16 protein-coding genes are annotated in these 17,358 nt (G+C 61.0%); 10 read left to right on the top strand and 6 right to left on the bottom strand.

Annotated features, from left to right (window positions below; all coding sequences use genetic code 11):
* Positions 1-108 precede the first annotated feature (108 nt).
* Positions 109-306, top strand: coding sequence for a hypothetical protein (locus AC4LFW_RS06615; RefSeq protein ID WP_491818396.1), 198 nt, complete (start codon positions 109-111; stop codon positions 304-306).
* A 109-nt stretch (positions 307-415) separates the two neighbouring features.
* Here the strand turns inward: AC4LFW_RS06615 and AC4LFW_RS06610 are convergent, their stop codons facing one another.
* The 3 genes from AC4LFW_RS06610 to rfbD form a co-directional block, all read right to left on the bottom strand.
* Positions 416-625 carry a hypothetical protein gene (locus AC4LFW_RS06610; RefSeq protein ID WP_491818395.1) on the bottom strand — a complete coding sequence of 70 codons (210 nt, stop codon included), beginning with the start codon at positions 623-625 and terminating at the stop codon, positions 416-418.
* On the bottom strand, positions 622-1,788 hold the full coding sequence (locus AC4LFW_RS06605) for an NAD(P)-dependent oxidoreductase (protein ID WP_491818394.1): 1,167 nt from the start codon (positions 1,786-1,788) through the stop codon (positions 622-624). The genes AC4LFW_RS06610 and AC4LFW_RS06605 overlap by 4 nt, the downstream gene beginning before the upstream one ends.
* 122 nt (positions 1,789-1,910) lie before the next feature.
* Positions 1,911-3,959, bottom strand: a complete 2,049-nt coding sequence (gene rfbD / locus AC4LFW_RS06600; protein ID WP_491818393.1) for a dTDP-4-dehydrorhamnose reductase — start codon at positions 3,957-3,959, stop codon at positions 1,911-1,913.
* 374 nt (positions 3,960-4,333) lie between these two features.
* Between rfbD and AC4LFW_RS06595 the strand changes: the two genes are divergently transcribed.
* The 5 genes from AC4LFW_RS06595 (at position 4,334) to curA (ending at position 8,094) form a co-directional block, all read left to right on the top strand.
* A complete protein-coding gene (locus tag AC4LFW_RS06595; RefSeq protein WP_491818392.1) occupies positions 4,334-4,696 on the top strand; it encodes a hypothetical protein in 363 nt (120 codons plus the stop codon).
* A gap of 51 nt (positions 4,697-4,747) precedes the next feature.
* A complete protein-coding gene (locus AC4LFW_RS06590; RefSeq protein WP_491818391.1) occupies positions 4,748-5,068 on the top strand; it encodes a hypothetical protein in 321 nt (106 codons plus the stop codon).
* A gap of 197 nt (positions 5,069-5,265) precedes the next feature.
* A complete protein-coding gene (locus AC4LFW_RS06585) occupies positions 5,266-6,417 on the top strand; it encodes a hypothetical protein (protein ID WP_491818390.1) in 1,152 nt (383 codons plus the stop codon).
* Positions 6,418-6,567: 150 nt separating this feature from the next.
* Positions 6,568-6,900: a hypothetical protein gene (locus AC4LFW_RS06580; RefSeq protein ID WP_491818389.1), complete on the top strand. Its 333-nt coding sequence runs from the start codon at positions 6,568-6,570 to the stop codon at positions 6,898-6,900.
* Positions 6,901-7,068: 168 nt separating this feature from the next.
* Positions 7,069-8,094: an NADPH-dependent curcumin/dihydrocurcumin reductase gene (gene curA, locus AC4LFW_RS06575; protein WP_491818388.1), complete on the top strand. Its 1,026-nt coding sequence runs from the start codon at positions 7,069-7,071 to the stop codon at positions 8,092-8,094.
* A gap of 253 nt (positions 8,095-8,347) precedes the next feature.
* Here curA and AC4LFW_RS06570 read toward each other — a convergent pair whose 3' ends face one another.
* Positions 8,348-9,694, bottom strand: coding sequence for an esterase-like activity of phytase family protein (locus AC4LFW_RS06570; protein ID WP_491818387.1), 1,347 nt, complete (start codon positions 9,692-9,694; stop codon positions 8,348-8,350).
* A gap of 172 nt (positions 9,695-9,866) precedes the next feature.
* Entirely contained in the window at positions 9,867-10,691 is an 825-nt protein-coding gene (locus tag AC4LFW_RS06565; RefSeq protein ID WP_491820150.1) for an aldo/keto reductase, read from the bottom strand.
* 571 nt (positions 10,692-11,262) lie between these two features.
* Between AC4LFW_RS06565 and nirB the strand changes: the two genes are divergently transcribed.
* The 4 genes from nirB (at position 11,263) to AC4LFW_RS06545 (ending at position 16,882) form a co-directional block, all read left to right on the top strand.
* Complete coding sequence (gene nirB, locus AC4LFW_RS06560; protein WP_491818386.1) at positions 11,263-13,821, top strand: nitrite reductase large subunit NirB; 2,559 nt, start codon at positions 11,263-11,265, stop codon at positions 13,819-13,821.
* Positions 13,821-14,207: a nitrite reductase small subunit NirD gene (gene nirD / locus AC4LFW_RS06555; RefSeq protein WP_491818385.1), complete on the top strand. Its 387-nt coding sequence runs from the start codon at positions 13,821-13,823 to the stop codon at positions 14,205-14,207. The genes nirB and nirD overlap by 1 nt, the downstream gene beginning before the upstream one ends.
* A 95-nt stretch (positions 14,208-14,302) precedes the next feature.
* Positions 14,303-15,118 (top strand): formate/nitrite transporter family protein, encoded by an 816-nt coding sequence (locus AC4LFW_RS06550; RefSeq protein ID WP_491818384.1) that lies wholly within the window; start codon positions 14,303-14,305, stop codon positions 15,116-15,118.
* 42 nt (positions 15,119-15,160) lie between these two features.
* On the top strand, positions 15,161-16,882 hold the full coding sequence (locus AC4LFW_RS06545; RefSeq protein WP_491818383.1) for a bifunctional protein-serine/threonine kinase/phosphatase: 1,722 nt from the start codon (positions 15,161-15,163) through the stop codon (positions 16,880-16,882).
* Positions 16,883-16,892: 10 nt separating this feature from the next.
* Here AC4LFW_RS06545 and AC4LFW_RS06540 read toward each other — a convergent pair whose 3' ends face one another.
* Positions 16,893-17,219, bottom strand: coding sequence for a hypothetical protein (locus AC4LFW_RS06540; protein ID WP_491818382.1), 327 nt, complete (start codon positions 17,217-17,219; stop codon positions 16,893-16,895).
* Positions 17,220-17,358: the final 139 nt, after the last annotated feature.

Genomic DNA, 17,358 nt, shown 5'->3' with positions numbered 1-17,358 from the left:
GCCACAGTCGAAGGCTTCCGCTGGACGGCGATTGTCGAGTATTTGACGGCGTGCTATCTATGCGCCTTAATTTCGTCACAACTCGAAACACAAACGGAAAGGGCCTAAATGGACGCAACGACAGTGGATAGGAAAGACGCCGCGCAGTGGGGAGTTGTCTACTCCTATGGAAGCGTGTTGGCCATGTTTGATAGCGAGCAGGACGCCCAGAACGAAGCCCTCAGCTTCGGTGGCGCAGTGGTCCAGCTGGCTCGAAACGTCTGGACGGCGCTATGTGATACGGACGCGTCAGCGCAAACCAGCTGACCGGGTTTTTCTCCACGGTGCGCCAACGCAGGAGAGCCACATAACGGTCTCGGCTAGCCGCGGCTGATAACGCGGCCCCGCCGAGTCCTCTGTTGCTGTCGCAACGGCATCATGCCGTCAGGGTCCACTGCGAATCTGCATGACTATCCTGACGAATCGCCGCAGGGTCTCGCTCGGCCATGGCGGTCAAGGGCTCTGGCAGCGATAGAGACGGCCTGGACTCATAGTGAAACGGAACGAGGCCTGCACCGGTTTGCTCGAATTCCATGTAGCTGTAGCCATCGGCCCAGACTTCAGCCTCGTCATCCGCCTGGATCACCGTTGTGCCTGCAGCAATAGGTTTCCTGAGTCGCGTACAGCCTGCGATTGTTGGGCCAGCTTGTGCCGTTGCTTGTCGATGATGTCGAAAACCCTGCTCGGTTGTATCTCGATATCATCAAGCCTCAGCAGCTGGCCGGGCTCTACGGCCCGCTTGAGTACTGTATTGCGCAACAAACCAATGGGAACGTGATCAAGCTCGTCCGCCAGCCGTATCGCCTCGCCTCGTACATCGAAGCCGCCGATGCCGCGACCGATCGTCTCCCCCGCCTTCATCTCCCGCTTGGCAATGGCTGCGACACCCAGGGTAGGCTCCACGGCGTTGTTCAACAGCACACCGCCCCCGGCGAGCACGCGCCGCACGGTCTTGCCAACTTCCAGCGAACACAGGTGGAACGGGCGCGTCAGCACGTAATACGGCCCCGGACCCAGCTTGAAGTACTCGATCGCCGGCGCCTGGTTTTCATCGTGACGGCACACCAGAAACACGCCACCGGCGGGATAACCGCTCGGAATCACATAGTCGACGATAGGCTGACCGACACCGTCTGCAATCAGTCCCAGGACGTTTGCGCTGAGGTTCAGGTCTGTCGAAGCCAGCCCCTCCAGGCCCTGCCTGGTAATGGTCGCGCCCAACCCGTTGCCCACCACCACCTGTTCGATCTGCACCTTGGTCCCATCGGTAAAGGACGTCGTCTGGTCGATGCTGGTGCCCTGACGCTTGGACCAGTAGGCCATGTCTTCGCGGCTGGGATTGTGATTGAGGTAGCCCTTCATGTTGCCGTATACGAGCGGCTTGAAGCCCATCTGCAAGGCGTCTTCATGCAGCGCTGCCAGAGAGCCTGGCTGGTCTCCTTCTGCCTCGGTCAGGAAGCCCTTGCCTGCCAGATGCGAACCGGTGGTTACCTGTAGCTCGGCGTTGATGGTGACCACAGGCAGGCCGGCTTCGAATGCGCGCTCGACCACTTCCGTGCCAAAGAAGACATCGCCCGTGCATTCGACAATGATGTCCGAGTTGTCGAGCAACTCGTCGATGGAGTTGGTCAGCGCCTCGCGCAGCGGAAACTCGCTCATGGTATCGATTCGTCTGCGAGTCAGGACTCGGCTGATCTTCATGTCCTTGTAGTGCTGCATGATCAGGCGGACGAAACAATGCGAAATCATCCCTGTTCCTGACACGCCTACCCTTTTTACCGTTGCGTCTGTCATCGCGGTTCCCTTGCTGTTTGGCTGGCCATCGGACCGTAACATTTGGAAAAGATTCTTGAATCAGCTGTCCGGCCTAATCAGTTCTGATTGGCCACTTGGTTAATCATCAGTCTCGACGGCTCGTCGGCGATGCTGATGGGATAAGCCTTGAACGGAACCCTGCTGGGTGCAGGGCCGAACGGGACGGTCGGCATGTCGCTCATCCGATGGATTACATGGCGTAATTCGTCGCGCCAGTATTTCTGGCGAATGCCAAAAGTCGTCTCGATAAGCGAGCAGTCGAGCACCGACCAGGCAGGCCGGGAGGCTGCCCTTGGCAGGCTTTCGCTAGATACAGGCAGTACACGGGGGATTTTTTCGAGCAGCCCGGCCCGTTCCGCTTCGCGGAATATCTGTTCGGCAAACTCAGCCCAGCTGCAGGGAGACGAACCGCTGTAGTGATACAGACCCCACTGCAGCTGGCCGTCCCGACAGTAGCGCAGCGCCAGTTCGATCAACACGCGAGCAACGCTTCTTGCCCGCGTCGGGCAGCCGATCTGGTCGCTGACGACAGAGATCTCTTCCGTCTTGCTCGCCAGATTGAGCATGATGTTGACGAAATTATTGCCCCGCTCTCCATAGATCCAGCTGGTCCGCAAGATCAGATGGCGATCAAGCGTCTGGCAAATGGCAACTTCCCCCGCGCGGCGGGTCGAGCCGTAAACGCTGTTTGGCATCGGCTGGTCCGTTTCGCGGTACGGCTCGGTACTGTCCCCAGCAAAAACGTACTCGCTGGACAGGTGAAACAGCGGAATGTCGAACTGCTTGGCAGCTTCGGCCAGGTTCGCCGCCCCGTCTCGATTGACTGCCTCGGCCTTGGCCAACTCGGCTTCGGCGTGATCCAGGTTGGTATAGGCTGCGGCGTTGATGATCAACGCCGGCCGATGGCGCTCCAGCGCCTTCTGCACCTGCGTTGCCGAGGTGATGTCGAGCGCCTCGTGAGACAGGCCAATCGCCTCCAGCCCGAAGCTCGCTGCCTGGTTGACGATGCAATGGCCAACCTGCCCATTGGCGCCACAGACCAGCACCCGCATATTGGGGCGTGGGTTCATGGGGGTTGCCTGCTCCGGCGTGTCGGCATCCGATGTCTGCAAGGGTTCGGCCGGCCGGACATCATCCCTCGTCTGGCGCGCCGGCTTTGGGGACAGTACCTGCACAGTGACGCCGAGCGCCTCGACCGGAGCGTCGGCGGGCTCTGGGGCCGGCTTGAACCGGAAACTTTCCAGCAGCCCCTTGAGAACGATTCGGGATTTTGCGCCCTGACCACCCTTGAACAGCCGCATAGCCAGGATCAGACGCGATAGGAATACCGTCATCACTCGCCGCCGGCTGTGATACCGGCGGGCGATGAACAGCTCGTTGCGAACAAAGTGCCGGTGCAGGGCCGTTCGGTTGGGATCGAGCTCACGCTGGATACTGATCGATCCGCTGACCTTTCGCAGATGCCAGACCTTGCTTGCCGCAACCAGATAGCCTGGCGCCTCCTGGCTGATGCGCAGGGTGTATTCGGTATCGTCACCCCACATGAACATGGCAGCCAGTGGCAATCCATAGCGCTGCAGCGAAGCACGAGGCACCAGGATCGACACGTAGGTCGCCGGGCGCACCGGTATCACCCCAAGGTCGAGCAGTGCCGGCCAGTTTTCATAATCGCTGGCGTTGGTCCGCTGGTCTACGCCTGGCACGTTGGTCAACAGGCCATCTTCGGTGTATGCCCGGGAGATCAGGAATGAATAGGGCTGACCTTTGCCCTGGAGCCGATCGCCTGCATCAAGCAACTGCTGCAGGGCATCCGGTTCGGGGATGACATCATCGTCCATCATCCAGATCAGATCCGCGCCCTGCTGGTACGCAATCCGGAATCCTGCGCTGAAACCTCCTGACGCACCGGTGTTATGCGACAGCACATGGACCTTGAGGTTGGGCAGTTGCGACTGCAACAGCATCTCTACGGTGCCGTCATTGCTGGCGTTGTCGACCACGATGATTCCGTCGCACTGACGGCTCTGTGCATTGATGCCGTCAAGGCAGCGCTTGAGCAATTCCTTGCGTTTGTACGACAGCACGACTGCGTATATCTGATCCATTGAGGCGCTCGGCATTTCATGAAGAAGCGGTGGGAGTCCAATCTGGCAGAAGGACAACATCCTGATCGCGTCAGCCGCGGCAGGAGCACGCTGCGGAGTCGTGATGGGTAGTGGCCATAATGCTCAGCTCTGACCCAAGGCCCTGGCCGAGGTTCAGTTAAGTGCAACGAAATATGACCAGGTGCACCTTGCTCGAGCTCAGTCCTGCCCCTTTAGTTGGATGGAGGCTCGCGGTTGCAGCCGGAAGCAACCGCGAGCGTCACGGCCGGCGGAGGTTCGGCAGGGCCAGGACCCACCCTGCTCAGAACAGCAGCACCGAACTCAGCGCTCCCCTCCTGTTCACATTAGTTGAACAGCAGAACTGGAGAAGCAGGATGAAAAAACCTTTATTGGTACTGGTCAGCCTGGCATTCGCGTTCCCTGCATTCGGACAGGAGCCCTTGGTAGCGACTCGCCTGAACGGCATGAACCTCGAGATCGAAGAATTGGGTGTGCCGGGGGTGTCTTCCAAAAAGGTCGACCTGACTGGTGTGCCAGCCATCAAGGTAACCAACCGCAGCAACGAAATTGCATCGTGCCAGTTCCATGCATTGCCCGAAGAAACCGTCATGACCGCGGCTCCCGCAGCTTCGATCAACCCCAATGAGCAATCCGTCATGCGTGTGCCCGGGAAGTATTCGGGCGGCGGGCCGATTGCCCTGCTGGTGTGCAAGCCCGAAGGCGTCCCGGGTCGCTGACCTTGGAAGAAGCCTAAACGTGTCCCCGCCTATCCGAACCAGGAGATCGTCATGAACAAATCCTTTCTAGCGTCACTGACCATTGCCACAGTGCTCGCCGCCAGTGCCCAACCTGCCCTTGCTCAGTGGCCGGCAGGGACCCCACGGGAAGACACCGGCGCACGTCCCAGCCCCATGGGCAACCCGACGCCAATGGAAAAGCTGGAAACCCACCGAAATGAACGGGGCCAGATAGTTACCGAGGACGGTCGTGTGGTGAAAGGAATGCCTGAGAGCGACACGGTACCCAACCGCAACATGCACCGCACTGAACAGGAAACAGTCACCGAGGACCCACCTCACGCTTCTGCAACCCCAGGGGAAATCGAATAGCGCCGGACCGCCGTAACAGGGCAACCAAAAGGGAAAGTCAATCGCGTCGAATGTCAGCTTATGTCGCTGGCAGCTCAGGAGGCCGGCCATCGACCCGATTGCGGTCGGCGTGTCCGGCTGCTTGCTCGCCGTTACAAGACGCGAACCAAATGTGGAAAGTTGATTGAATGAGCAGCTCGATTAGAGCAGGACGACTAGTGGGCAGCATCCTGTTCGGCCTACTGGCAGGCTGCGCCGGAACCGAACGCCTCGATTCGGCTATGGCAAGCATCAATCAGGACTACAGCCAGCTACAGGACGAAGCCTTGCTGCTCAACATTGTGCGCCGAAGTGCCTCGCTACCTGCGCACTTCACGACCGTGACCACCATTCGAGGTCGTAGTCGGTTCTTCGCCGGAGCCAATCTGACTCTACCGTTCGGCGGCGAGGCGCCGTCGGACTTCAGCTTCAATCCGCATATGTCCGTCGAGCAAGGACCGGGTTTCGACGTTTCAACCCAGGACAACCAGGAGTTCTATCGCGGATATGTCGCCCCGATCAGCACAACGTCACTGGCGTTAATGCTGCGGCAGGACTATGCGCCCGAGCTGATCCTTTCCCTATTCCTGGAAAGCGCGCATATCGAGCGTTCTGGGGAGATGGAGCGTTATTACAACAACCCCTCGAAGACTGCCGACTTCAATCGATTCCAGCAGCTGATAAACCGCCTCGTCGACCAGGGAATCACGATGGAGACGGCCTCGCTCGTCAGCCCTTACGGGCCGGAACTCGACCTCAAGCAAGCCCCTTCCATTGACCAGCTCATTGCCGCGCGCAAGGAAAACCTAGCCATCAGCACCCGCGGCCGCAACCGCTACCAGCTGACCGAATCAGTAGAGAGCGCACGGTTCTGTTTCGTTCGCCCCTCGGAAAAACTCTTCAAGCGCGCCCGCTGCAAGCTGGAGAGTCGAAAGGAGTTTCAGCTTGGCGACGCTGATTTCTTCGGCAGCGTCGGCGGCGGACGTGTGTACTTTGAAGCCAAGGGCATCGGCAAGGTGGAACTGCGCACGAGATCGCTGGCTGAAGTGTTTGACTACCTTGGTGAATATGTCCGCGTGCAGAATGATCGAGGGTCGTTGCTCACCGTCAGGACACCGTTGGGGCCGAAGCCGATTATCCGAGTGCAAACCGGCCCGGCGAGCGATGCGGTCGTCAGCATCGAATTCGCTGGTGAGCCTTACTGGATCCCCAGCGGACCAGAGGGAGGTCAGTCTGGCGCGGTGCTTTCCATGATTTCGCAGCTGCTCGCACAGGCGCAGTCGGTCGAAGACATGCCCATCAACAATACGATCAACCTCATTGGCCAATAGTAGACAGGGGTTCGCCTAATCAGGGCCACCGGGATTCCAGCGATCGCCATATCGACTGTTCGGGAACTCCACATGCAGGCTGTTTACGAAAACAAGGTCAGCGCCATCCTCTGGTGATGACTATCCAGACACTTGCAGAGGAGAAGCAGCATGAACATGAAATGGCACAACGCTGTGGGCGGCATTGCCGTGACCATGGTGCTTGCAGGCGGCTCGAGCATGTCCTACGCGGCAGACATGGATTACAGGACCTGGGACGCCAACAAGTCCGGCACTCTGGAGTACAACGAGTGGGACACAGGTTTCGATAACAACGGCCTGTTTACAACCTGGGATACCGACAAGGACGGCTCGCTGTCTGACGAGGAATACGGTCAGGGTGTCTATAACAGTTATGACCGCGACAACAGCGGCGATTGGAACGAAGACGAGTACAACAGCTTCCGCGACGACGCAGGCGAAAAGGGCTGGCTCGATATGTAACGTTGCGGTCCGGATAAGACGCGACCTTGCCGCCCCCTTCATTGGGGGTGGTCCTGTTTCCAAAGCGCTATGCCCGTGGCTTTAGTGGTCCTCGGCTAGGAAGTTGAACGCTCCGTGGTCGGCGCGCTCCCACAAACATCTGCATCGATCACATCTGTGAGTAACCGCATGAAACAACAAAACCGCAGCATTCACCTGGCCTCGCGTCCGAACGGAGCGCCCACTCCAGACAACTTTCGGCTGGAAACCGGGCCGGTGCCGAGCCCCGAAGACGGACAGCTGTTGCTGCGCACCGTCTATCTCTCGATCGATCCCTACATGCGCGGCCGCATGAGTGCCGGGCCGTCCTACGCGCCGCCCTTGGAAGTGGGCGATGTGATGGTGGGCGGTACGGTTTGCCGGGTCGTCGAGTCGCGTCATCCTGACTACCGGGACGGCGACTGGGTGCTCAGTGCCAATGGTTGGCAGGACTATGCCTTGTCCAGTGGACAAGGGCTGATCAAGCTCGATCCCAACATGCAGCACCCTTCCCATGCCCTCGGTGTGCTGGGCATGCCCGGCTTCACCGCCTACATGGGTTTGCTCGATATCGGCCAACCCAAGGCCGGCGAAACGCTTGTAGTGGCCGCAGCCACCGGCCCGGTCGGCGCTACGGTGGGCCAGATAGGCAAACTGAAGGGCTGCCGGGTCGTAGGCATTGCCGGTGGGGCTGAAAAATGCAAGCACGCTGTCGAAACGCTTGGCTTTGACGCCTGTATCGATCATCGCGCCGAAGGTTTTGCACAGCAATTGGCGGAGAACTGCCCAGACGGGATCGATGTGTATTTCGAGAACGTCGGCGGCAAGGTGTTCGATGCCGTGCTGCCACTCCTCAACACCAGCGCAAGGGTGCCGGTCTGTGGCGTCGTCGCGCAGTACAACAGCACCGACCTGCCAGACGGTCCGGACCGCTTGCCATTGCTACTCGATACCATCCTGAAGAAGCGCATGCGCATGCAGGGCTTCATCATCTTCAACGACTATGGCCATCGCTATGACGAGTTCGCCCGGGACATGAGCGCGTGGTATGCCGAGGGCAAGATCAAATACCGCGAGCAGGTCGTCCAGGGTCTGGAAAATGCGCCCGAGGCGTTTATCGGCCTGCTCGAAGGCAAGAATTTCGGGAAACTGGTCGTGCAGGTTGGCGAGGTCTAACGTCTTTCAAGCCATCGACACCTGAAAGCACGGCTCGTCTGGTGGATTGAAGCGCAACGACGCCCGCCCCGCTCAACCGCCGAAGCAGGGGTCGGCGGCGCCCAACTTTCAGCAGGCAGCCGCCGCCTCAATTTCGCGAGCAAGGACTCGACGTTCCCCTCGCGCCTACAGCTGCACCAGCGAAACCGAATGTTTTCGTGGCAGCGAGCTCGCTCGCGATCCACACTCAGACATCAAGCGATGTCGGGCAAGCTCAGCCTTGACCCAGCCCAGCCGACATTTCGCAGCGGCGCGCATCCCTCGCCTGTTGCAAATGCGGCGGCCGCACGCCGGGGATCGGGTTGGCCAGGCGAATCTTCAGAAATTCGGTGACGTCCGCGTTGAGGCCACGCCCTCCTCCATATGGAAAGTTGTTGTCGTTGGTCACCAGCAAGGTGCGCGCATCCAGCGGCAACACGCTTTCGATGGTCACGTAGGGAAAGGTGAACGACCGCTGGCCGTCGCCGTTCAGGTCGTCGGGGTCGGCCAGCTGCATGAGGTCGACCACTTCGGTTTTCTGCACGGCACCGCCACTGGCGACACCCCGGATGTCGATCAGGTAGATCTTCTTGAACGGGGTGCCATTGGTAGCGGTAGCGCCATTGCGCTCGATGACCAGAAAGCGTGTCTCGTCGATGGCGGTCATGTCACCGATGGCGTGCTCCGGCGCCTGCAGGCGATAGAAGAACACCTTGCCGGTATAGCGTTCCTGATCGATGTCGAACTCGTTGATCCGCAGTGTGCCGGCTGGATCGCCGTTGACGGACTTTTCCAGCAGCGCGTACAGCCGATCGCCGCGCGGGTTGATCGCCATGCCTTCGAAGCCACCTGACCCACCCAGATTGGCGGTTGCGCGCCCAGCCACTACGTCCGCGTGCTGCGGCGCGTAAACGCCCGGTAGCGAGATGGCGCTACGGGTGACGGTGCCGGAGGCATCGGTCTTCACCAGGTACGGACCGAACTCATCACCAAACCACATGGCGCAGTTCTTGTCGCGGCGCACCGACTCGATGTCCAGGTCGGCGCCCGTCAGCAGGCGACCGAAATCGATGGCACTGTCTACGCGCGGCTTGGAGCCGTCGTTGTAATAGAAGCGGTAGTCGGCCTGGATCGGCAGTTCCAGCTTTTGATTGATGTCGTTGAGCGTCAGGCGCGACGGATGAGTGAAGCGAGCCAGCGGCGCGCCGCTGAGATAGTCGCTGGCGATGACCTTGCCGCTGCCGCCGCTGGCGGTGCGGAAGTCCGGCCGCACGCTGTAGAGTCGCAACAGCGTATCGGCAGAGTTCGTTTGCCCACCGAAGCCGTTGTCGGTCATGAATATGAAGCTGTTTTCATCTGCGCCCGGCAGCACGGCGGAAAAGCCCTGTACCGGCTGGCGGTTTTCATAGGGTGGCGCGAAGGTGCCGTAGGGGTTCGCGTTGGCCATCTGACCCGACGTTGGGCCGTCGGAGAACGTATCGGAGGGCATCATCGCCCAGCCCACCAGAGTGTTGGTAGCGGCCATGGCAGGGGCGGAGATCGCAGCGGCAAGGGCCACGACCAGCGGCTTCGGGATTCGCATGTTGGGTGTCTCCATCCGTCTGGAGCCTGCGCCGTGCGACATGCGCGGCACTCTGGCACCGGAGAACCACCTTAGAAAGTCACTGTGTCAGGAATATGGCTATAGCTGAATAAGCGTCATTCCGCCGGCACCATTCGGCGAAAAGCACCGTAAGGCTAGGCCACAAAGCGCGTCATGCGGCCTCATGTCCTCGCGCCGCCTGAGCGAGATAGAACCAGGTCTGAGTATCAAGCTGCAGCTCGGCACCCAATAGCGCTTCCTCGATTCGCTCCCAGCGCAGGCTACCGAGGATCGGCACCGGTTTGCCGGGCAGCTTGCGCAGCCAAGCCAGGGCGACCTGATTGGCTGTGGCATTCAACGCAGCGCCGACGTCGTCAAGTGCGCGCTGCAACTCGGGGCCGAAACGTCCGCCGCCCATCGGCGACCACGCCAGTACATGCAGCCCTTCGCTCTCCATGGCGTGGAGCCGACCATCCCACGCGGCGTCCTGCGCCTGCAGTGAAAGCTCGATCTGATTGCAACGCAGCGGCAGCTCCCGCGCCAAGGTCTGGCAGTGTAGCAACTCCGCATTGGAGACCCCGAGCCAGCCGATCTTGCCGCTGCCGACCAGATCGTCCAGGGCCCGCGCGACTTCATCGACCCGCAGCAAGGGATCGGGGCGGTGCAGGAGAAAGCCGTCCAGGCGCTCCACCCCGAGCCGTTTCAACGAGCCCTCCACCGCCTCGGTGAGGTACGCCGCCTGAGTGTTGTAGTGCTTGACCTGCCAGCGCGAGCTGTCCTGCGCAGCGGGCACGATGTCGGCCTTGCCGATCAGCTGGACATGCTGGCGCAACGCCGGGCGCAGTTGCAACGCGGCGCCAAAATGCGCCTCGCACTCACCAGCACCATAGATATCGGCGTGATCGAAACCGCTCAGGCCGCGATCCACACAGCGCTCGATGAAGCCCAGCAGCGCCTGCGGCTGCGCCAGTTCGGGGTATTGCATCAGGCGCATCATGCCCAGCAAAAGAGGTTGTTCGACGACCTTGTTCAAGTGATCTCCAGTTTCGTCAGGGGATGAGGCCAGCCGCAAAGATAACGATGCCGCGACCGGAAGGTCGTGTACTGACCGGTCCCAGGACGCAAGGTTCTGCTCCCTGATCGCAACGCTTGGCGAATCGCCCCAAAAAAGGGAGCCGGCCGCCAACACCGCACCCTTGTGGTTCAGCCTCTTGGGTGGCCTGTACTTCACCCAACGAGGCCGACCGGTCTGCAGAGCGAGCGTCAGCCCGCTGCCACCCCATCAACCGCGGGGCATCGAACCGTCCAATCCGCATCTCGTATCTCGCTGGCACGCAACCTGCTATGGCCTATGCAAAGCCTGCCGACCGATTCGGCAGCGTCTCCCGCGGTCAACGAAGACCATCAGCCACGAGTGGCACGGGACGGGTGCACCGGGCAACGTCGCTCGCCAGCACCCCACACATCCTAATACCAGGCAAAGGCGCCTGGAGCTGCACGACAGCTCCAGGCGCCTTTTTTGTTTTTGTACGACGACGCCGCAATCGGCTTCGACGGAGGAACCGGTCATGAACGCAATCGTCACCCCGATCAAGAGCGAAACGCTGGTCGTCATCGGCAACGGGATGGTGGGGCATCACTGCGTCGAGCAGCTGATCGAGCGCGGCGCGCTGGGCCAGTGCCAGATCCATGTGTATGGCGAAGAGCGTCAGCGCGCCTATGACCGCGTGCACCTGTCCGAATACTTCGGCGGCCGCGATGCCGACTCACTGGCCATGTGCGATGCCGACTATTACGCCGCCCACGGCGTGCATATGCACCTTGGCATCCAGGTGTTGGAAATCGACCGTGAACGCAAGGAAGTGGTCACCCGCGAAGGCCGCCAGCCGTACGACAAGCTGATTCTGGCTACCGGTTCCTACCCTTTCGTACCGCCGATCCCGGGTGCCGAAGGCAATTCGCGCCTGGTCTACCGCACGCTGGATGACCTCGACGCCATCCGCGCCGCCGCGGGCAACGCCAAGCGCGGCGTGGTGGTCGGTGGCGGCCTGCTCGGCCTGGAAGCGGCCAATGCGCTCAAATCGCTCGGCCTCGAAGCCCATGTGGTGGAGTTCGCCCCACGCCTGATGCCGGTGCAGCTGGACGAGGAAGGCGGCAAGGCGCTCAAGGCCCGCATCGAGGCGCTGGGCGTCGGCGTACATCTGTCGCGTGCTACCCAAGAGATAGTCATCGGCGAGGAATACGCCTACCGGATGAACTTCAACGACGGCGACCATCTGGAAACCGATCTGATCGTCTTCTCTGCCGGTATCCGCCCGCAGGATGCGCTGGGCCGCAGCGCCGAACTGGAGATCGCGCCGCGCGGCGGCATCGTGATCGACGCCGACTACCGCACCAGCGACCCCTCGATCTTCGCCATTGGCGAGTGCGCGTCCTGGAACGGCATGATCTTCGGCCTGGTCGCCCCCGGTTACACCATGGCCCGCAACCTGGCCGCCCTGCTCTGCGGCCAGCCGCACCAGCCGTTCAGCGGCGCCGACATGTCCACCAAACTCAAGTTGCTCGGGGTCGACGTCGGCTCCATCGGCGACGCCCACGCCACCACGCCCGGCGCCAAAAGCTATCGCTTCATCGACGAAGCCAACGCCAGCTACCGTCGCCTGGTGCTCTCCGACGATGGCAAGCGCGTCATCGGCGCGGTGCTGATTGGCGACAACAGCTACTACGACACCTTGCTGCAGTACGCGCAGAACGGCATCAAGCTGCCGGCCGATCCGTCCAGCCTGATCCTGCCGCTGTCCGATGGCGCACCCACGCTAGGCGCCGATGCGTTGCCGGATACCGCGACCATCTGCTCCTGCCACAACGTCACCAAGGGCGCGGTGTGCTGCCAGGTCGATGCTGGCCTCACCGACCTCGGCGAGTTGAAAGCGGCGACCAAGGCCGGTACCGGATGCGGCGGCTGCTCGGCCCTGCTCAAGCAGGTCTTCGAACACGAGCTGGCCGCGCGCGGCGTGGAAGTCGACAAGAGCCTATGCGAGCACTTCGCCCACACCCGCCAGGAGCTGTACGGCATCGTCCGCGTCGAAGGCATAATCAGCTTCCAGGAACTGCTCGCCAAGCACGGTCGCGGCCACACCGGCTGCGACATCTGCAAGCCAGCGGTGGGCTCGATCCTCGCCTCCTGCTGGAACCAGCCGATCACCGATCCGGGACTGATCCCGCTGCAGGACACCAACGACACCTTCATGGCGAACATGCAGAAGAACGGCACCTACTCCGTGGTGCCACGCATCGCCGGCGGTGAAATCACCCCGGACAAGCTGATCGCCCTGGGTCTCGTCGCCAAGAAATACGACCTTTACACCAAGATCACCGGTGGCCAGCGCATCGACCTGTTCGGCGCCCAGCTGCACGAGCTGCCGGACATCTGGGGCGAGCTGATCGAGGCGGGCTTCGAGACCGGCCACGCCTACGGCAAATCCCTGCGTACGGTGAAATCCTGCGTCGGCAGCACCTGGTGCCGCTATGGCGTGCAGGACAGCGTCGGCATGGCGCTGCGCCTGGAGGATCGCTACAAGGGCCTGCGCTCGCCGCACAAGATCAAGTTCGGCGTCTCCGGCTGCACCCGTGAATGTGCCGAAGCGCAGAGCAAGGACATCGGCGTAATCGCCACCGAGAACGGCTGGAACCTCTATGTGGCCGGCAACGGCGGCATGCGCCCACGTCACGCCGAGCTGTTCGCGACCGATCTCGATGACGACACCCTGGTGCGCTACATCGACCGCTTCCTGATGTTCTACATCCGCACCGCAGACAAGCTGCAGCGCACCTCGGTGTGGCGCGAATCGCTGGAAGGCGGCCTCGACTACCTCAAGGAAGTCATCATCGACGACAGCCTGAACCTCGCCGCCGAGCTCGAGGCGCAGATGCAGCTGGTGGTCGACCGCTACGAATGCGAATGGGCCAACGCCATCAACGACCCTGAAAAGCTCAAGCGCTTCCGCACCTTCGTCAACGACAGGCGCGGCGACCCGGACATCCACTTCGTCAAGGAGCGTGGCCAGCGCCGTCCGGTGCGCGCGTCCGAACTCCACCTGATTCCCGTCACCGAGGAGGTGCTCTGATGAGCCAGCCCAACGCCGTACGCAAGCAATCAGATGAGTCTGTCAGCTGGCGGGCCCTATGCAGCCGCCTAGACCTGGTCGCCAATTCAGGCGTGGTCGCCTGGTTCGAAGGCCAGCAGATTGCGCTGTTTCATCTGCCTGACACCGAGGTGGGGGAGCAGATATTCGCCATCGAGAACAAGGACCCGAAATCGGGCGCCAACGTCATCGGTCGCGGCATCCTGGGGCAACTCAAGGGCGACCTGGTGATCGCCTCGCCGCTGTACAAGCAGCACTTCCGCCTGGCCGATGGCAGTTGTCTGGAATATCCGGAACAGCAATTGCAAGTCTGGCCAGTACGCTTCAATGGCGATGCGGTGGAAATCGCTTCAGTGGGCGGGGCATGAAGGCCGAATTCATTCGGCCACAGCGTCAGAAGCGCTAACTCGGATCAATAAGGCCGCGATCATCGGCCATCAGCCAACACACATTGAGATCGAAAATGTCCTACCTCGTTCCTTCTGAATTCGTCACCAAGATGGTCGACTCGGGTGAGTCCAAGGTTTTCATGTCCACACGTGACACCCTGATCCGGGCCTTCATGGCCGGTGCGATCCTGGCGCTGGCCGCCGTGTTCGCCGTGACCGTCACGGTGCAGACCGGCTCGCCACTGGTGGGGGCGATGCTGTTCCCGGTCGGTTTCATCATGCTCTACCTGATGGGCTTCGATCTGCTCACTGGCGTCTTCGTCCTGGCGCCCTTGGCACTGCTGGACAAGCGGCCGGGCGTGACCGTAAACGGCGTTCTGCGCAACTGGGGGCTGGTGTTCCTTGGCAACTTCGGCGGCGCGCTGCTGGTCGCATTCATGATGGCCTTCATGTTCACCATGGGCTTTTCCACCGATCCGGGTCCGGTCGGCGAAAAAATCTCCCACGTCGGCGAAGCGCGGACGCTGGGTTACGCCGAGTATGGCCTTGCCGGCTGGCTGACCATCTTCCTGCGCGGCATGCTGTGCAACTGGATGGTCTCGATGGGCGTCGTCGGCGCCATGATCTCCACCTCGGTCAGCGGCAAGGTGATCGCCATGTGGATGCCGATCATGCTGTTCTTCTTCATGGGCTTCGAGCATTCGGTGGTGAACATGTTTCTGTTCCCCTCGGCCATGATCATGGGCGGCAGTTTCTCGGTCATGGATTACATGATCTGGAACGAGATCCCCACCGCGCTGGGCAACCTGGTGGGCGGCCTGGCCTTCACCGGCCTGACGCTCTACACCACCCACGTCAGGACGGGCGCGAAGCGTGCGCTGGTGCGCTGATCCATGACTGGAATAGCCCGGCTCGATCGGGCTTCGCATGCCATGAATAGCCAACTAGCGGTCTCGGTGGGCCAACACACCGACAAGGGTCCGAAGGAAACCAACCAGGATTTCCACGGCGTATACATTCCCGAAGAGCCACAACTGAGCAGCAAGGGCATTGCCATTGCACTGGCCGACGGTATCAGCAGCAGCGCCGTCAGCCACATCGCCAGCGAGTCGGCAGTCACCGGTTTCTTCGCCGACTACTACTGCACGTCCGATGCCTGGTCGGTCAAAACGTCCGCACAACGTGTGCTGATGGCAACCAATTCCTGGCTGCATGCGCAAGGGCAGCAAAGTCCCTATCGCTATGACCCGGATCGCGGCTACGTCTGCACCTTCAGCGCCATGATCATCAAGTCGACGACCGCGCATCTCTTCCATGCGGGCGACTCACGCATCTATCGCGTTCAGGGCACTGCACTGGAACAGCTGACCAATGACCACCGGATCTGGATTTCACAAGATCAGAGTTACCTGAGCCGGGCGCTGGGCATCCACCCGCAGTTGGAACTTGACTACCACGTCGAGCCGATCGTAGTCGGCGATACCTTCATCCTCGCCACTGATGGTGTCTACGAGTACATCAGCGCGGCGTCGATGCTTGGCGCCATCGCGAACCATCCGGACGATCTTGACGCCGCTGCCCGCGCCATCATCGAACAGGCGCTGGACCAGGGCAGCGACGACAACCTGACAGTGCAAATCCTGCGTATTGAAGCATTGCCCCTTCAGGCAGCGGACGAGCTGCATCAGCATCTGACTGACCTGCCCTTCCCGCCCGTCCTGGAAGCCCGTGCGGTATTCGATGGCTACACCATCGTTCGCCAACTACACGCAAGCAGCCGCAACCATGTTTATCTCGCCACAGACAATGACAGCCAGAAGCCCGTGATCATCAAGGCGCCGTCGGTTGACCGGCGGGGGGACATGCATCATCTGGAGCGTTTTCTTACCGAGGAATGGGTAGCACGACGGATCAACAGCCCCCATGTGGCCAAACCATGTCCGCAACCCCGCAAGCGCAACTATTTGTACAACGTCAGCGAATACATCGAAGGCCAGACACTGACGCAGTGGATGATCGACCACCCCCGGCCGGATCTGGAAACCGTTCGCGGCATCATCGAGCAGATTGCCAAGGGCGTGCGCGCGTTCCACCGACTGGAGATGCTCCATCAGGATCTGCGCCCGGCGAACATCATGATCGACGCCACCGGCACGGTTAAGATCATCGACTTCGGCTCGACCCACGTCGCCGGCATCATGGAAATCGCGTCGCCTATCGAACGCAACGATCTGCTCGGCACCGCCCAGTACACTGCGCCAGAGTATTTCCTCGGCGAAGGCGGCAGTACCCGCTCGGATATGTTTTCACTGGCGGTGATTACCTACCAGATGCTCACCGGCGCCCTGCCCTACGGTACCAAGGTCGCCCGCTGTCGCACCCGGGCGGCGCAAAACAAGCTGATCTATAAATCGATCCGTGAACATGACCGTGAGGTGCCGGCATGGATCGACGATGTGCTGCGCAAGGCGTTGCATCCCGATCCAAGCAAGCGCTACGAGGAACTGTCTGAATTCATCTTCGAATTGCGCCAGCCCAGCCAGGCCTTTCTGAACAAGGCCCGACCTCCGCTGATGGAACGCAACCCGGTGCTGTTCTGGAAAGGCGTGTCGCTGGCGCTGGCCGTGGCGGTGGTCATGTTGCTGCTTCGCTAAGCGGTCTGGATTATTCCGGACGTTGCGGCGCGTAGACGTTGAGTGCCGGATCGCTGATGCCGTCTTTCGAGGGGTCGAGAATCCAGCGCAGCTGGGTGACCAGCTCATCGCAGTTTTCGCCGCGCTGTTGCCAATCCTGAAAGGCAATACGCGCAGCGGTCAGTGATTGCTCTGCGATCTGCTCAGCCTCGGTGGCTGGATCGCCAGGCTGCCACCGATCGAAAACGGACTTGAGCGAATGCTGCGCTTCTTCTGCGCCCAGCTCGCCATCGGCCCAGCGTGACGTGATGTCCTGCGCCTTCTGCAACGCGCTGATAGACGGGTTTGACGTTTCCATCTCTGACTACCTCCAATGAGTTCTTGTCTGACTTGGAGTCCCGCTGGGCCGGTGAATTCGGCTCCGCCTATCACCCGACCCGCCTGCAAAGGAAGCTCGCATGTAAATGCTCGCAAAGTGCCGTTCGGCTCCTCATCGG

The organism is Stutzerimonas sp. C6.4V, from assembly GCF_058536345.1.
The sequence above is the reverse complement of the archived record's forward strand: the minus strand, read 5'-3'. Positions and strand labels throughout refer to the sequence as shown.

What these genes read in the sequence shown, in the direction of transcription:
- AC4LFW_RS06570 (WP_491818387.1), bottom strand. Translation starts at nt 9,694, where the DNA reads ATGCGAATCCCGAAGCCGCTGGTCGTGGCCCTTGCCGCTGCGATCTCC.
- AC4LFW_RS06540 (WP_491818382.1), bottom strand. Translation starts at nt 17,219, where the DNA reads ATGGAAACGTCAAACCCGTCTATCAGCGCGTTGCAGAAGGCGCAGGAC.
- curA (WP_491818388.1), top strand. Translation starts at nt 7,069, where the DNA reads ATGAAACAACAAAACCGCAGCATTCACCTGGCCTCGCGTCCGAACGGA.
- AC4LFW_RS06595 (WP_491818392.1), top strand. Translation starts at nt 4,334, where the DNA reads ATGAAAAAACCTTTATTGGTACTGGTCAGCCTGGCATTCGCGTTCCCT.
- AC4LFW_RS06615 (WP_491818396.1), top strand. Translation starts at nt 109, where the DNA reads ATGGACGCAACGACAGTGGATAGGAAAGACGCCGCGCAGTGGGGAGTT.
- AC4LFW_RS06565 (WP_491820150.1), bottom strand. Translation starts at nt 10,691, where the DNA reads ATGATGCGCCTGATGCAATACCCCGAACTGGCGCAGCCGCAGGCGCTG.
- nirD (WP_491818385.1), top strand. Translation starts at nt 13,821, where the DNA reads ATGAGCCAGCCCAACGCCGTACGCAAGCAATCAGATGAGTCTGTCAGC.
- AC4LFW_RS06580 (WP_491818389.1), top strand. Translation starts at nt 6,568, where the DNA reads ATGAACATGAAATGGCACAACGCTGTGGGCGGCATTGCCGTGACCATG.
- AC4LFW_RS06590 (WP_491818391.1), top strand. Translation starts at nt 4,748, where the DNA reads ATGAACAAATCCTTTCTAGCGTCACTGACCATTGCCACAGTGCTCGCC.
- AC4LFW_RS06605 (WP_491818394.1), bottom strand. Translation starts at nt 1,788, where the DNA reads ATGATTTCGCATTGTTTCGTCCGCCTGATCATGCAGCACTACAAGGAC.
- AC4LFW_RS06545 (WP_491818383.1), top strand. Translation starts at nt 15,161, where the DNA reads ATGAATAGCCAACTAGCGGTCTCGGTGGGCCAACACACCGACAAGGGT.
- AC4LFW_RS06550 (WP_491818384.1), top strand. Translation starts at nt 14,303, where the DNA reads ATGTCCTACCTCGTTCCTTCTGAATTCGTCACCAAGATGGTCGACTCG.
- rfbD (WP_491818393.1), bottom strand. Translation starts at nt 3,959, where the DNA reads ATGGATCAGATATACGCAGTCGTGCTGTCGTACAAACGCAAGGAATTG.
- nirB (WP_491818386.1), top strand. Translation starts at nt 11,263, where the DNA reads ATGAACGCAATCGTCACCCCGATCAAGAGCGAAACGCTGGTCGTCATC.